The 14,154-nt window shown below is 67.9% G+C and carries 15 protein-coding genes; 8 read left to right on the forward strand and 7 right to left on the reverse strand.

Annotated features, from left to right (window positions below; translation table 11 throughout):
* Nucleotides 1–4: 4 nt before the first annotated feature.
* From ABZ827_RS28045 to ABZ827_RS28055, 3 genes are all read right to left on the reverse strand, one after another.
* Complete coding sequence (locus tag ABZ827_RS28045; RefSeq protein ID WP_357242873.1) at nucleotides 5–448, reverse strand: hypothetical protein; 444 nt, start codon at nucleotides 446–448, stop codon at nucleotides 5–7.
* A gap of 123 nt (nucleotides 449–571) precedes the next feature.
* Complete coding sequence (locus ABZ827_RS28050; RefSeq protein ID WP_357242876.1) at nucleotides 572–3,394, reverse strand: CHAT domain-containing protein; 2,823 nt, start codon at nucleotides 3,392–3,394, stop codon at nucleotides 572–574.
* Nucleotides 3,391–3,708 carry a tetratricopeptide repeat protein gene (locus ABZ827_RS28055; RefSeq protein ID WP_357242879.1) on the reverse strand — a complete coding sequence of 106 codons (318 nt, stop codon included), beginning with the start codon at nucleotides 3,706–3,708 and terminating at the stop codon, nucleotides 3,391–3,393. The genes ABZ827_RS28050 and ABZ827_RS28055 overlap by 4 nt, the downstream gene beginning before the upstream one ends.
* Before the next feature lie 266 nt (nucleotides 3,709–3,974).
* Between ABZ827_RS28055 and ABZ827_RS28060 the strand changes: the two genes are divergently transcribed.
* Together ABZ827_RS28060 and ABZ827_RS28065 are read left to right on the forward strand one after the other, a co-directional pair.
* On the forward strand, nucleotides 3,975–4,898 hold the full coding sequence (locus ABZ827_RS28060) for an aldose 1-epimerase family protein (RefSeq protein ID WP_357242881.1): 924 nt from the start codon (nucleotides 3,975–3,977) through the stop codon (nucleotides 4,896–4,898).
* Nucleotides 4,899–5,086: 188 nt separating this feature from the next.
* On the forward strand, nucleotides 5,087–5,374 hold the full coding sequence (locus tag ABZ827_RS28065) for a hypothetical protein (RefSeq protein ID WP_357242884.1): 288 nt from the start codon (nucleotides 5,087–5,089) through the stop codon (nucleotides 5,372–5,374).
* A gap of 71 nt (nucleotides 5,375–5,445) precedes the next feature.
* On the opposite strand, the gene ABZ827_RS28070 is transcribed toward ABZ827_RS28065, so the two are convergent.
* The 3 genes from ABZ827_RS28070 to ABZ827_RS28080 all read right to left on the reverse strand — a co-directional run bounded on the left by ABZ827_RS28070 (nucleotide 5,446) and on the right by ABZ827_RS28080 (nucleotide 7,616).
* Nucleotides 5,446–5,973: a hypothetical protein gene (locus tag ABZ827_RS28070; RefSeq protein WP_357242887.1), complete on the reverse strand. Its 528-nt coding sequence runs from the start codon at nucleotides 5,971–5,973 to the stop codon at nucleotides 5,446–5,448.
* 84 nt (nucleotides 5,974–6,057) lie between these two features.
* Complete coding sequence (locus ABZ827_RS28075) at nucleotides 6,058–7,335, reverse strand: cytochrome P450 (protein ID WP_357242890.1); 1,278 nt, start codon at nucleotides 7,333–7,335, stop codon at nucleotides 6,058–6,060.
* Nucleotides 7,332–7,616, reverse strand: a complete 285-nt coding sequence (locus ABZ827_RS28080) for a ferredoxin (RefSeq protein WP_357242893.1) — start codon at nucleotides 7,614–7,616, stop codon at nucleotides 7,332–7,334. The genes ABZ827_RS28075 and ABZ827_RS28080 overlap by 4 nt, the downstream gene beginning before the upstream one ends.
* A gap of 147 nt (nucleotides 7,617–7,763) precedes the next feature.
* On the opposite strand from ABZ827_RS28080, the gene ABZ827_RS28085 reads away from it, so the two are divergent.
* The 3 genes from ABZ827_RS28085 (at nucleotide 7,764) to ABZ827_RS28095 (ending at nucleotide 11,848) form a co-directional block, all read left to right on the forward strand.
* Nucleotides 7,764–10,934 carry a BTAD domain-containing putative transcriptional regulator gene (locus ABZ827_RS28085; RefSeq protein ID WP_357242896.1) on the forward strand — a complete coding sequence of 1,057 codons (3,171 nt, stop codon included), beginning with the start codon at nucleotides 7,764–7,766 and terminating at the stop codon, nucleotides 10,932–10,934.
* Nucleotides 10,935–11,126: 192 nt separating this feature from the next.
* Nucleotides 11,127–11,399 (forward strand): hypothetical protein, encoded by a 273-nt coding sequence (locus ABZ827_RS28090; RefSeq protein WP_357242899.1) that lies wholly within the window; start codon nucleotides 11,127–11,129, stop codon nucleotides 11,397–11,399.
* Between the two features lie 218 nt (nucleotides 11,400–11,617).
* Entirely contained in the window at nucleotides 11,618–11,848 is a 231-nt protein-coding gene (locus tag ABZ827_RS28095; RefSeq protein WP_357242902.1) for a hypothetical protein, read from the forward strand.
* A gap of 75 nt (nucleotides 11,849–11,923) precedes the next feature.
* Here the strand turns inward: ABZ827_RS28095 and ABZ827_RS28100 are convergent, their stop codons facing one another.
* Nucleotides 11,924–12,367 carry a MarR family transcriptional regulator gene (locus ABZ827_RS28100; protein WP_357242905.1) on the reverse strand — a complete coding sequence of 148 codons (444 nt, stop codon included), beginning with the start codon at nucleotides 12,365–12,367 and terminating at the stop codon, nucleotides 11,924–11,926.
* Nucleotides 12,368–12,473: 106 nt separating this feature from the next.
* Between ABZ827_RS28100 and ABZ827_RS28105 the strand changes: the two genes are divergently transcribed.
* From ABZ827_RS28105 to ABZ827_RS28115, 3 genes are all read left to right on the forward strand, one after another.
* Nucleotides 12,474–13,436, forward strand: coding sequence for an alpha/beta hydrolase (locus tag ABZ827_RS28105; protein ID WP_357242908.1), 963 nt, complete (start codon nucleotides 12,474–12,476; stop codon nucleotides 13,434–13,436).
* Complete coding sequence (locus ABZ827_RS28110) at nucleotides 13,429–13,608, forward strand: hypothetical protein (RefSeq protein ID WP_357242911.1); 180 nt, start codon at nucleotides 13,429–13,431, stop codon at nucleotides 13,606–13,608. The genes ABZ827_RS28105 and ABZ827_RS28110 overlap by 8 nt, the downstream gene beginning before the upstream one ends.
* A gap of 191 nt (nucleotides 13,609–13,799) precedes the next feature.
* Nucleotides 13,800–14,117, forward strand: coding sequence for a DUF222 domain-containing protein (locus ABZ827_RS28115; RefSeq protein ID WP_357242914.1), 318 nt, complete (start codon nucleotides 13,800–13,802; stop codon nucleotides 14,115–14,117).
* Nucleotides 14,118–14,154: the final 37 nt, after the last annotated feature.

Raw genomic sequence — 14,154 nt, forward strand, 5'->3', positions numbered from 1 at the left:
TGTCCTACTCGAGATCCTGGGCAGGGTGCGGAGGTTCGTCGCATTCCTCGGTGAGCCACCGTGTGCGGCGCGCGTCCCAGCGGATGAGGATCCAGGCTGTGCGCTGCTCGGGCAGGCGAACCTGATCCAGCTGAACTGCCATGGTGGGCGTGATCGTCCGTGGTAGCTGCAGGGCGACCCTGGTGGCCGGGTCGGCCAGGGTGACGACTCCGGTCCGGCGCAGGTCGGCACGCGCCGCCCGGCGGCGTGTCCAGCGGGTGAACACGCTCCGGATCAGCTGGTACGCGTCCTCGCCGGCCTTGGTGGTGATCGCCTGGACAAACGGGAGGAGGGCTGACCCCGCCAGCGCGCCCAGCAGGATCTCGCCGGCCGCCCGGGTGTCGCCGAGATGATCGGTGCTGTCCGAGCGCCCATTCTCGTGTGGTGATCGGCCCGATAGTTCGGTCACAGTCCCTCCCTGAGGTCGGTGTTCCCCGGGTACCGCCGTCCGGCGATACCTGCGGTCCGGCATCGTCCGTACGTCGTCCGATATTGGAATCGTAGGGATATCACCGGCTTCCGGCGACAGGGTTCACGGACCCACGTGAAAGTACTGCGCCCACAGAGCGGGCCGGTTCGGATTCTCGTCCCGGATACGCCGGACGGCGGCGTGCAAGGCGAAAGCCGCGTGGGCGCTGTCGAAACCGGTCGGTTCGAGTGCCGCGTAGAAGTGGTCGGCCAGGTCGACGGCCACCGCATCACGTACCGTCCACAATGTACCGATCACATGGCGGAAGCCGGCCATATTGCAGGCCCCGGCGATATGGAACGCCTCGTCGTGCAGGCCGTCGGACGCTATGCCCGTCGAACACGCGGACAGATAGGCGAGTTCGGCAGTGTGCAGCTGCAGCCGAGCGATATCGGTGACAGTCAGTGGCGCCGACGAATGGTCGTCGAGTGCGAGGTAACCGGGTGTGGGGCCATCGGCCGAGCTGACGGCGTGACATGCGAAATGCACCCAGCTGTGGTGCGGCAGAGCGTCCAGGACGGCGCGGCGGACGGCGTGCTCGCCGGTGAGCACGAGACTGTCCGGTCGCCGCCCGCGGAGCTGGGAAACCTCGGTCGCCGCACCGGGGAGGTCGCCGAGTCCAGGGGTGGTGGGGAGGGCGACCGCGAGTAATCGCGGCGGTCGCGGGCCGGGGTCCTCGGTACGCCGCGCGGTGCGCAGGGCCCGGACGGTCGGAGCATACGAGGACACGACCTGGTCCAGCACCGAGATATCCGGTGTGGACGTGCGGCCCGCGGCGTGCAACGGCAGCAGGGTCAGGGGTCCGGTGGGTATCCACCACAGCCTTGACGGCAGTCCGCCCGCCGGGTCGCGCAGTGCCCCCGACCTGAGTACGGGTTCGGCCACCGTGTCCCACAGCCACTCCAGGGTTCGCGTTATCGTCTGGTTCGCGGCCGCGGACTCGGCCGGTGGCAGCTGGTGCGCGTAGCCGGTTTTCGCCGTCGCCGAACGGAACGCGCCGGCCCGTTCGACGAGTTCGTCATGGCGCAGACCGGGCAGCGGTACGACCTCGAGTTCGCCCGATACCAGCAACAGCGCATCGCACCGCAGCGGACTGACATTGACGATGACGACCGGCCCCTCCGGCGGGAGGCCTTCGATGAGATCGCCGGCCTGTGGCGAGCGCAGGAAATCTTCGAACCCGGGTAGCCGGCGGACAGTGTCCACCAGCTCGTCCCATTCGCCCGCCAGCAGATGCCGCTCTTCACCGCCGAGGAGTCCGCCGGGAGCTGTGGCGGAGCCGGTGCTGAAACCGGAATCGTCGGGACGGTTCAGGCCCGACCGTACGCGTTCGAAGCGCTCGGCCAGGTCGGGATGCAGGCGCTGGAGTTCGGCTGTGTCGGTGCGGCGGTCGAGCGCGTGGGCGAACAGGATGCCGCGCCCGTGTTCGAGCAGTTCGAGCGCACGGTGCGGGCGGCCGTCGTGCAGTGCGCAGGCGGCCGCGTCGCGGGCGAGGCCGGCGAAATTGCCGAGGGATTGTTCGCGATCTGCGGAGGTAACGCGCTGCGGGGCCGTTCTGGGGAGTAACTCCACCGCGAGTTCCAGCGGTGCGCAGGCCGCGCTCGGATCCTCGGTGCGGAGGAGGGTCGCCGCCCATCGCCAGGCGGCCGCGATCCGTATTTCCGTCGGTGCGGCGGGATCGTAGGCCAACCGGCGAAAGGTGTTCTGCGCGCGCTGCCACGTCCGCGCGTTGCGCTCCGCCGAAGCCTCGGTCGCCAGGGCCGTACCCAGGCCGAGCAGCATCGGTGACCGCAAGACATGTCCCGCGGGTACGCCGGCGAGCGCGGCCGCGGCCCTTTTCGTCAGTTTCCGCAGCGCCCGGCGTTCCGGGCGGCCGGGCGCCGGTCCGGTGGCGGCGAGCCAGGCCAGTGGAGTCCGGGGACTCAGCGCGGCCGGTGCGGTAACCGGCCTGCCCCGGCGGCGCGGACCACGGTAGAAGAGGGCCAGGCTCGCTTCGATTGTGGACAGCCGATGTAGTCGTTCGGGGCGATTGGGGTGGCCCGCTGGTGTCGCGCGCAATGCCTTGCCGGCGAGGGCGACGGCCTCGGTGAGGTCGCCGGGGTTACCCACGGCCGCGAACCGATCGTGCAGGACCGAGGCGAGGTTGGCTTGGAAACGTGGCCGGAGCAGGCGGTTGTGTTCGACGGCTGCCAGCGCGATTCGCGCATGCCGGGCGGCCGCGTCCAAGTCGGCGGGTCCACGGCTGATGGGGGAGTGGTACCGGATACGCAGTGTTTCCGCCAGATTCGAATACGCCGTCGCGCCGTTGGCCGGGTCGCCGGGGGCGTAGCCGACGGCCTGCTCGCCGCTGGTCACCGCTTCCGACAATGCGGAGGAGTCGCCCCGGTGTACATACAGCGCGCAGAGCGCACTGGACAGGCCGTTGAGCCGGCCGGTCAGTCGCGGGCTCGTGATCACGGTCGATTCGACTGCTGCCCGGAAATGGGTCACCGACTCGGTCAAATCGGTCTCCGCGGAGGTGATCCGCCAGCGCATCTGGAGCACCGCGCCCAGGTTGGCGTGGACCGCGGGACCTTCCAGGGTGGTCTCATTCGGGTAATCGGCCAGTGCTCCGCGGAACAACTCGATCGCACGGTCGAGATCTTCCGGCCGACCATAGCGTTCGAAGCGGGACCATATCGCGGTCCCCAGGCCATTGGTGGCGGCAAAGCGGATATCGATATCCCGCGCCGCGTCGAGCACGAGTTCGAATCCCTCGATCGCGAGTCGCAGATCCTCTTCGCGCCCGCTGACCTCGTATTCCTGATGGATCGCGACAGCGCGTAAACAGGTCGAGTTCAGCAGGAAATACCCGGGTGTCCCCCACGCGTCGAGCGGTTCGTTCATCGAGCCCGGTGGTTTTCCGCGGCATCGGGGCCCCCGTCACCCTGCTCGAGCAGCGCCTCGGCGAATGCCTCGCCCAGTGGTCCGCCGGCGCGCCGGAACCACTCGGCTGCCTCCCGGTTACGGCCTTCGCCCATCAAGTAGGTCGCCAGATTGGCCATGGCGTCGGCATTTCCCGCTTCGGCGGACCGCCGGAACCACTGTGCCGCTTCCTCGTGTCGGCCCTTGACTTTCAGAAGACAGCCCAGACGATTCATCGCGGCAGGTGATTTCGTATCTGCCGCCCTGCGGGCCGCTGTCTCCGAATGCACGGTCATGTAGGTGCTCGTCGGCTCGGAGCCGGGACCTCCGGCGGTTCCAGCAGACCGCCGCCGTCGACGACGAAATATCATTGGCGCCATCCGAGTTGGGGATCCGGACAAGCTCAGTGTCGCACAGGTGGTAGCCACGCGGACCGGGATCCGGGAACGCGTTCAGCGGCTCCCGGTGCAGGTAGTCGAACCGGACATACCCGCCGGCCCCTGGACTCACCGTAGCCTTCGCGCGGCACCGATCCGGCGGGCCGGGAATCTAGGCTGGTGGTGTGACCGCAGCCGACCCCACCCCGACCGGACGTTCGATCACGCTCGAAGCGGAAGGTGTCCGCGCCGAACTGGGTACGGTCGCCGCCGTGCTGCGCGGCCTCACCGTGCACGGGATCGCGGTGACCGAACCGCTGCCCGCCGACTCCACTCCGCCGATGGCGGCCGGAATCGTGCTGGCGCCGTGGCCGAACCGCGTACGCGATGCGGCCTGGACTCTCGACGGGGATCGTCAGCAGCTCGATATCACCGAAGTGTCACGCTCGAACGCGATCCACGGGCTCCTGCGCAACACCGATTACGAGGTGCGTGCGCAGTCGCCGGACGCGGTGACCCTCGGTGCGCTCATACCGTCCCAGCACGGCTGGCCGTTCCTGCTCGACACCTGGGTGCGCTACGAACTGCGCCCCGACGGGCTGGCGGTGACCCACGGGGTGGCCAACCATTCCGGCCGGCCGGCGCCGCACGCGGTAGGTGCGCATCCGTACTTCCGGATCGGTGCGACGCCCGTCGAACAGCTTCGGCTCACCGTTTCCGCGAGCACCTATTACGAGGTCGACGACAGGATGAATCCCCTCGCCGAGCACCCCGTCGAGGGCACTGCGTACGACCTGCGAGCCGGAGTCCCGCTGGCAGACCTGGCCCTCGACACCCCCTTCGGCGGGGTGGCGCCCGGTATCGCGGCACAGCTCACCGCCCCGGACGGGGCGAGAGTGGAACTGCTCCACGACGCCGACTGGCGCTACCTCCAGGTATTCACCGCCCGGGAGTTCCCGCGGCCGGCGGGCCGCGGCCTCGCGGTCGCGCTGGAACCGATGACCGCGGCTCCCGATGCCCTGAATTCCGGGGACGGTCTGCGCTGGCTCGGATCGGGCGAGCGCTGGGAGGGCGGCTGGGCTGTGCGTTACGTCCCCGGCCCGCGATAACCTCGTAATGGCTGTTGAAGCCGTTGCCGCGACGAGGAACCCGCCCAACCCGTTCGAAGGGCCGGGCCTCGTGAAACGCGGCTGCTTCCGCGCACGGTACGGATATTCGGCCGACGGAATGCGGCTCCCGGCTCTATCCTCGAGGAAGATCCGGCCGGATGAGGCCGCGCGGGCAGTTGAGGAGCGGTATGGACGTCGACGAGGCGCGCCGGTTCGCTGCGGAAATATGGCGGCGCCAGGATATGAACGGGGCCGAACGGCTGGCGGCCGTGAAAGCGGACTCGCACGCGCGAGGTAAGGAACCCTTCGATCTCGACCGGCTCGAAGCACTGTGCGATACCAGTGACGGAGGTCGTATCGACCCGGTGCAGTGGCGCAAACGCCGGTTCGAGTTGGTGTACTACAGCCATCCGGAGATGATGACCATCGAAGATCTGGCGGAATACGTCATCTCGGCGCAGGGCTGGATGTACTGAACCGCGCGGCCCGAGCCCGGCCGGCTCCGCGGGCGCGGATTCGGAATCGGCCACACACCGGTCGCGCCCGGCTACCACCGCAGCATCGGTAGCGGGCGCCGCGGGTGCGACAGTGCATAGGGTCCGATACGACCCGCCAGGAACCGGTGGAATCCGGCGTAGGGGAACTCGGCCACCACCCGCGAAACCGCGGCTGCGGACAGCCCGCCGCGGATTCGCCCGCAGGATACGTCGATACGGTCGGCCTGCCGGAAGGTTTCGACGAGTTCATCGCGCACCGGTCTGATCCGGTGGTGGTCGAGTACCAGGGTGGCAACGACTTCGGCGTCGTCGATATCGAGGCAGTCGCACCATTGCTCGGCCAGCGCGGCGGAAGGTTCGAGATAGTCCACTGTCTCCTCGGTCCAGATGCCGAGGTCGTGCACGGCCCAGGCCAGCGCCGCGGTATCGGGGATTTCACCGAACAGCATGCGCTGGTAGTTCAGGCATCGGTAGACGTGGTTGCGATACAGCACTTCCTGCGAACCCAGCGCCGGACGGTAGTGGTCGAGCACGACGTCGACGATCGGATGGGAAACGGTCACCTCGGCAGGGGGCACGATGGCTCCTGGGACGTGTGGGCAGGGGCGTCTCAGTGTAGTGAGCTCCGCGGCGAGGAGATCCAGATCCGGACGAGGCCCGGGTCAGCCCGGTGTGTGCGCTGTCTGTTCCGCCGAGATTCGGCTGTTCGGTGGGCTATCGGTGGTTTCGGTCCAGGCGACCGGTAATTCGTGGACGCCGTAGATATTCATATCGGTCCGGAGCCTCACCTCGCCGGCGGGAACGGCGAGCCGCAGGGTCGGGAAGCGCCGCAGCAGTCCCGCGAAGCCGGCGCGCATCTCCACCCGGCCCAGCTGCTGGCCGAGGCATTGATGGACGCCGTGGCCGAAGGACACATGCCCGCGGGCTTTTCGGTGGATATCGAGGGAATCGGGGTTGTCGAAGCGCCGCGGGTCGTGGTTGGCGGCCAGCAGCGAGATAACAACGGTTGATCCGGCACCGATCGTTTCGCCGCCGAGTTCGATGTCCTCGGTGGCGTAGCGGTAGAAGATATCGGCGACCGACAGGTAGCGCATGAGTTCCTCGACCGCGTCCTGCATCAGATCCGGATCGGCGCGCAGCGTGGCCATCTGCCCGGGGTTCTCCAGCAGCGCGAAAGTGCCCAGGGCCAGCATGTTCGCTGTGGTTTCGTGACCGGCGAGCAGCAGCAGGAAGGAGATGCCGGTCAGTTCCTCGACGGAGAGGTCCTCGTCGCGGGCCAGATCGGACAGGATGTCCTCGCCGGGCTCGGCACGTTTGGCCGTGACCAGTTCGGCCAGGTAGCCCATCATCGCCCCGTACGCGCCCATCTTCTCCTCCAGCGGCTGGTCCTTGATCAGGAACTTGGCGGAGTTGGTCTGGAAGGTGTCCCGGTCGGTGTAAGGGACGCCGAGGAGTTCGCAGATCACCAGCGAGGGCACCGGCAGGGCGAACGCTTTCACCAGGTCGACCGGTGGGGTCATCTTGGCCATCTCGTCGAGCTGGCGTTCGACGACATCGGCGATGTGCTCTTCGAGCTGCTTCATGCGCCGGACGGTGAAGGCGCCGATCAGCTTGCGCCGCAGGCGGGTGTGATCGGGCGGATCCATCGCGATGAACAGGCCCGGGATCTGCGGGGACGGTTCGGTCTGCACGGGCATATCGGGGTCGGCGTCCAGCGCGTGGAGAACACCGATGTCCAGGCGGGAGCTGAACCGTGTGTCGGTGAGCAGGGTACGGACCGCCTCGTATCCGGTGACGAGCCAGCCTTCGTGACCGTCGGGGAAGATCAGCGGACTGACCGGACGGGCTTCCCGCAGCCGGGTGATCGCGCGGGGCGGGTCGAAAGGACCAGCGTCACGGTCGGTGGGGAGGCCGTGGGGGACGGGGACGATATCGCTCATCGGGTTTCCTGTTCGTGGTAGTCGTTCGAAAGGGTGATCGCCGCCGCCGGGCAGCTGTGGGCGGCCTCGCGGGTCGCCGGGTGGTGTGGAGCCGGGGGTGCGGGGTCGAGGAGCAGCACGCGGCCATCCGCGTCGTCCTGGTCGAATACCGCCGGAGCGATCAGCGCGCACATACCCGAGCCGATGCAGCGCTCCCGGTCGGCCCTGAGTTCCATCGGGTTTCCCTCCGGTCCGGCGACCGGGCCGATCGGCCGGGGAGTCGCGATTGCTGACCTGTTCATACGAGAACTGTCGCCGGGCGGCCTGATACCGGCCTGATACCGCGCTGACATGTCCCCTGATACGGCGTTATGCCTGGTCAGCGTCGTGGTAGGCAACCGCGGAGCGGTTTCCGGCAGGCCGTCGACCGGGTGCGGCAGAATGGTCCGGTGCAGATCGCGTTGCTCGGACCGCTCGAGATCCGGCGAGACGACGGTGGATCGATCGAGATACCAGGCGCGCGGTTGCGGGCGTTGCTGATCGCCCTCGCCCTCGAACCCGGACGCGCTGTCGCGAAAACGACACTGGTCGACTGGATCTGGGGCGAGCGGCCGCCCGCCGATGCCGCGAACGCCCTCCAGGCGCTGGTCTCCCGGTTGCGCCGATTGCTACCGGATGGATCGCTCGTCGGGGAGGCGGGCGGCTACCGGCTGGCGGTGCGGCCCGACGAGGTCGACGCGGTGCGGTTCGAACAGCTGCTCGACCGGGCCCGCGGCGGTGACGACGCGGCCCGGGCCCGGTCGCTGCGCGAAGCCCTCGACCTGTGGCGCGGTGCCCCGATGCAGGGCGTCGAGGTACCGGACAGCGAGGCTTTCGACGCCGTGCTCACCCGGTTCGAGGGCCTGCGTCTTTCCGCGGCGGAGGATCTGTACGAAGCGGAGATCCGCCTCGGCAGGGGCCCGGAGCAGATCGGCGAACTGTCCGAGCTGGTGGCCCGGAATCCGGTGCGGGAGAGGCTCGCCGGCGCGCTGATGCGGGCGCTCGGCGCCGCGGGTCGCGGTGCCGAGGCATTGGCCGTGTACCAGCATGCCCGGGAGTCACTCGCCGACACTCTGGGCGTGGATCCGTCACCGGAGCTCTCCGACCTGCACGTCGCGCTGCTGCGTGGTGAAGTGCGCGCACGGGACAGTGACCGCAACACGAATCTGCGGGCCGAGCTGACCGAATACATCGGCAAGTACGCCGATATCGCGGCGGTGCGCGAACTCCTCTCCGGCCATCGGCTCACCACCCTGACCGGGCCCGGCGGATCGGGCAAGACCAGGCTGGCGCTGGAAACCACGCGCACTCTGCTCGACGACCTACCGGACGGGGCGTGGCTGGTGGAGTTGGCGTCCGTCGCCGCGGGCGGTGATGTGGCGCAATCGGCGGTCGCCGCACTGGGTCTGCGGGATGCTCTGCTCGGCAGCGCCCCGAACGCGGAACCGATCGATCGGCTCGTCGCCGCGATCCGTGACCGCGAAACCTTGTTGATCCTGGACAACTGTGAGCATGTGATCGAATCGGTGGCGCTGTTCGCCCACCGGGTGCTCGGCGAGTGTCCGCGGCTTCGGATCCTGGCCACGAGCCGGGAACCACTCGGTATCACCGGTGAGGCGTTGTGGCGGGTCGAGCCGCTGGCACTACCGGCCGGGGACGCCGGCCCCGGCGAGATCGAATCCTCCCCGGCCGTTCAGTTGTTGCGAGACCGGGCCCGCGCCGTGCGCAAGGATCTCACCACCGAACCGGGCACCCTGGCGACCATGTCCCGCGTCTGCCGGGCGCTCGACGGAATACCCCTGGCGATCGAACTTGCCGCGGCCCGGCTGCGCACCATGACCCTCGGCCAACTCGCCGACCGCCTCGACGATCGGTTCCGCCTGCTGACCGGCGGCAGCCGTACCGCGATCCCGCAGCACCGGACGTTACGCGCGGTGGTCGACTGGAGCTGGGAGCTGCTCACCGACGCCGAACGGCTCGTTCTACGCAGGCTCGCCGTATTCGCCGGCGGTGCGAGTCTGGCGGCGGCGGAGCAGGTCTGCGCGTCTACGGGAGACGGACAGAGCACGGGAGTCGAGCAATGGGAGGTGCTCGAATTGCTGACCGCGCTGACCGAGAAATCGCTGCTGCTCGTATCGGGGGAGACCGAGCCGCGATATCGGATGCTCGACACGATCCGGCAGTACGCACGTGACCGGCTGGTGGAGTCCGGAGAGGCGGAGCCCGCGCGCCGAGCGCATCTCGCGTACTTCACCGGCCTCGCTGCCACCGCGGAACCCCATCTGCGCCGCGCCGAACAGCTGGAGTGGCTCGTCACACTCGGAGCCGAGCACGACAACATCGCGGCGGCGATGCGCACCGCTCTCGCGGCCGGCGACTCGACCGGTGCGCTGCGGCTCGCCGCGGCCGCGGGCTGGTACTGGTGGCTCGGCGGATACAAGGCCGAGGGCCAGGAGTTCGTCACCGCGGTCGCCGACGCACCCGGCGAGGTGGACGACGGAACCCGGGCCCTGGTGTACGCGCTGGTGGTTCATTTCATGAGCTCCGGCCGCAATGACGCCAACCAGGTGGGGGATTGGATCCGCAAGGCGTACCGGTTCAGCCGGGGTGTCCGGGCCGGCCACCCGGCGCTGGCGTTCATCGACGCGCTGGACAGTGTGTTGCAGGGTCCGGAAGCGATGCCGTCGGCGTTCGAACCGCTGCTCACCGACGACGACCCCTGGGTCCGTGCCCTGGCCCGGCTGCAGATGGGCAAGATGCGGATCGTGCTCGGGCGAGACGGACCGGATGTGGACGGGTACCTCGAGCGGGCATTGGCCGAGTTCCGGGAGCTCGGCGAGCGATGGGGGATATCGTTCGCGCTGACAGAGCTGGCGAACCGGCGCGCCATCCGTGGCGAGTTCGCTTCTGCCTGCGAGCTCTTCGAACAGGCAGTCGCGGTGGTCACCGAGATCGGCGCCGGCGAGGACATTGTCGGATTGCGGTCGCGTCAGGCTCAGTTGTATTGGCTGGCGGGCGATACCGAGGCGAGTGCGGCCGCCGTAGCCGAGGCGCAGCGGTGCGCGGATCGCGTGGCCTGGCCGGTCGCACTGGCCGAACTGGCCCTTGCGAAAGCCGAGCTGGCCCGGTGGAGCGGCGATACCGGGGAGGCGGCCGAGCAGATCGGTATCGCGAAAACCGTATTGGGCGGTGCGGCCGACACCCCGCAACTCGCCGCGGCGATCCACACCCTGCTCGGTTACCTCGCAACCGATCTCGAGGAGGCCCGTGAGCACCATCTCGCGGCCTTCCGGGCCGCAACCGAGGCGGGGCACGCGATCCTGGTCGCCCAGGTGATCCTCGGGATCGCGGATCTGGCGCTGCGCGCGGACCGCGACGTCGAGGCCGCGCGGCTGCTCGCGGTGAGTGCCGTGGTCCACGGGCTGTCCGACCGTTCCCAACCGGATGTGGTCCGGATCGAGCGAACAGCACGACATCGCCTGGGGGAAGAGATTTTCGCCGAGGCGATGCGGGAAGGCGCGGAGGCGGACTGGCAGGAACTTGCCACCGCTACGCTCACCGGCGTCACTCGGTTCCGGTGAAGCGGCGGGTTTCCGGCGGCTTCCGGAGGTAGTGACCATGCGCGCCGGACCGGGGTGGGCATACAATACTTCCCAGAACCATCCGCGGCTAAACCATGAGTCCGCCGGACGGGCCCCACGGGCAGGTAGGGAGCGTCATTGGACGTCGAAGAAGCGCGCCGTTTCGCGGCGGGCGTGTGGCAGAGAGCGGATTTGACGCAGACAGAGCGCTTGGCGGCCGTGAAAGCCGACGCCCACGCACGCGGCAAGGAGCCGTTCGATCTCGTACGGCTGGAAGCCCTGTGCGATACGAGCGATAACGGCCGGAAGGATCCGTTCACCTGGCGGCATCGCCGATTCGAGCTGATCTACTACAGCCATCCGGCAATGGTGACCATCGAAGATCTGGCCGTGCATGTGCTGATGCAGGGTTGGAACGGGTTGAAACAGGCCGGCCCGCTCGATTCGAGCTCCTCGGCCGTCTGAAAGCGACTGCGGTCCGCGGCGATGCATGACTGTCGCCGGCGGTTCACCGCACGCACGGGGCCATAGAAAAAGTGGGTTGCTGGGCACAGACCCGAGCGACTTGGATGAGACAGTGGCGCCGTGTCAACGGCTTTCACGAAAGACCGCGGTCCGTACCGCGTGATGAAAACGGGTCGGAAGAATCCGCAATCGCGGAGAGATCAGTGGGAGATATTACGATGAAACGTATTCTGTCGGGCAGCATCGTCGCCGCGGCGATTGCGATGGGTGCCGTGGCCGGCGCGACGCAGGCGAGCGCCGATCCCGGACTTCCGCTGGAGCCGGCGGCCGATGTGACCGCACCCTCCGCCGAAGCGGTGCAGCTGCCGATCGCGCCGGGCTCCTCGGCCAACGAAGCGCAAGCGATACAGCAACTGGCGAAAATGCTGTCGAGCATGTCCGCTGCCTGACCGCATCGGATGCCGCCGGGCCCGGCTCTCGTCGTTATGAGCCGGGCCGGCCACCTCGAAACGTGTGTTCGGGGATCAACTTTCAGATACTGCCGTGGTCGGGCGGACCGGCTCGAGAAGCGTCAGCAAGATACGTCGTAGTTCGTTGCGGTCGTGCTGATCCAGCGGTGCCATGATGTCGGAAAATCCGGCGGCGAGCGCGTCCAGCGCTCGGGTGAGCACCTGGCGGCCACGTTCTGTGGTCGCCAGGCGGTGGCGGCGTAGATCCTCTTCATCGATCTCCCGCTGGACGAACCCCTTGCCGACCAGGCTCCGCAGATACATCGTCACGCTCGCCTTCGGGAGCATCAGCTTCGTCGCCAGGGCCGCGGGGTATTTGCAGGTGTCCACCTCGTCGAGGACGAAGAACTCCTTCGTCTCCAGCCCCAGCTCGTCGAAGGTGCCGGCGCAGGAGTTCATCACCACCGTCAGGAGACGCTGGTTCAGCTTCCACAGCTGTGCGGCGTCGTCCGAGGGCACGGCGCGCTCCTCCCGTGATGGTACAGTTTTAAACTAGTTCAGTATTGAACTGGATTGACAGTGAACTGTCTGTTCCCTGTACGGTACACGGGAAGGTTCTCGGCTCATGTCGCACCAGCACCTCTCTATCCCGCGAGGCCCTTTCGATCTCGCGGCAGATCTATATCTCCCGGACGCCTTCGATACCGCTCACTCGCACGCCGCCGTTGTGCTCTCCACTCCCGGAAGCAGCGTCAAAGAGCAGATCGGCGCGAACTACGCTTCCCGGCTCAGGGACAGCGGCCTCGCCGCGCTCGTATTCGATCCCGCCCACCAGGGGCGCAGCGGCGGTGAACCGCGGGACCTGGAAGATCCGTACCGGCGCGGCGAGGACATCTCCTACGCCATCGACGCCCTCACCCTCGTCCCCGGCATCGACCCGGACCGCATCGGCATTCTCGGTATCTGCGCCGGCGGCGGCTACGCCGTACACACGGCCCGAACCGACCACCGCATCAAAGCCGTCGGAACCGTCGTAGCCGCCGATATGGGAGCCGCCTTCCGCGGCTTTGCCCCGAACGGTCCGGCTGCCGCACTGGACGAACTCGCCGAGGCGCGCACCCGGGAAGTCCTCGACGGACAGCGCAACCGCGTCAACTGGCTACCCGACACACTCGAGGACGCCGCGGCTGCCGGCATCACCGATATCGACACCACGCAGGCGATCACGTACTACCGCACCTCCCGTGGTCACAGCCCGCACTCGACCAACCGGCGGCTCGCGCGCAGTGATTCGCTCATCCTCGGGTACGACGCATTCGCCCAGGTGGAGGAACTGCTCACGCAGCCGCTCGCGGTTGTCCTCGCCGGACGCAAAGGCAGTACAGGCTCCTACGAAATGGGTATGCGGCTCTGGGCAATGGCACCGAACCCCGTCGACCTGTACGTCGTCGAAGGCGCCGGTCATTACGAGATGTACGACGTACCCGAATACATCGACCGGGCGATCGCCCGGCTCGTCCCCTTCTATCGCGAGCACCTGTCCGTTGCCACCCCGGGCAGAGTCGGCGGACACTGGAGGAATGGTTGACAGGGAGCAGCGCACACCCTTCTACGGGGTGGTGTTGATTCTCGCGGCGCTCGGTGCGGCGATGGCAGTCAGTTATTACGGGCCGGATTGGGTCCGGGTCACTGTCTACATCGTCGCGGTGATGGTTTTCCTGGTCGGCTGCGTTATGACCTTCCGGGACTACTCGCACTGACGTTGCGAATGCCGATACAAGTCGCCCTCGCTCACCGAGGGCGATGAGCATTCATGCGACAACTGTCCCGCGCCGCCATCGCGCGGCCTCTGCGGCACTCGCGACTGGTCCTTTGCGGCTGCCCGGACACGACATATCGGGACAGCCGATTTGTCGAACATATGTTCTATATATGGGGTAGGGTCGGCGGGGTGAACACACATTCGACTGCACTGGCACCGCATGCACCGGCGCGGAGATGGTCGGAACTGGCCGATGTCGACTTGCTGCGCACTCTGGTCGAAACCGAGCGCCACCGGCGGCGACTGGGTGCGGCCATGGTCGCCGCTGTCGCCGAGGCCGAGCGCCGTGGTCTGGCCGCCGACACCGGCTACCGGGACACAGCGGAGCTGTTGAGTGATCTGCTGCGGATCAGTACCTCCGAGGCGCACCGGCGAATCGAATGCTCCGCTCCGCGGGCTCGACGGCGTTCCAGAAAGCCGTGGAGGGCGTTGGCGGCGGTGAGCTGAGCGCTGATCCTCGGTGGGAGTCGCTCCCCGGGCCGAG

Source organism: Nocardia sp. NPDC019395, assembly GCF_040632335.1.
Classification (GTDB): Bacteria; Actinomycetota; Actinomycetes; order Mycobacteriales; family Mycobacteriaceae; genus Nocardia.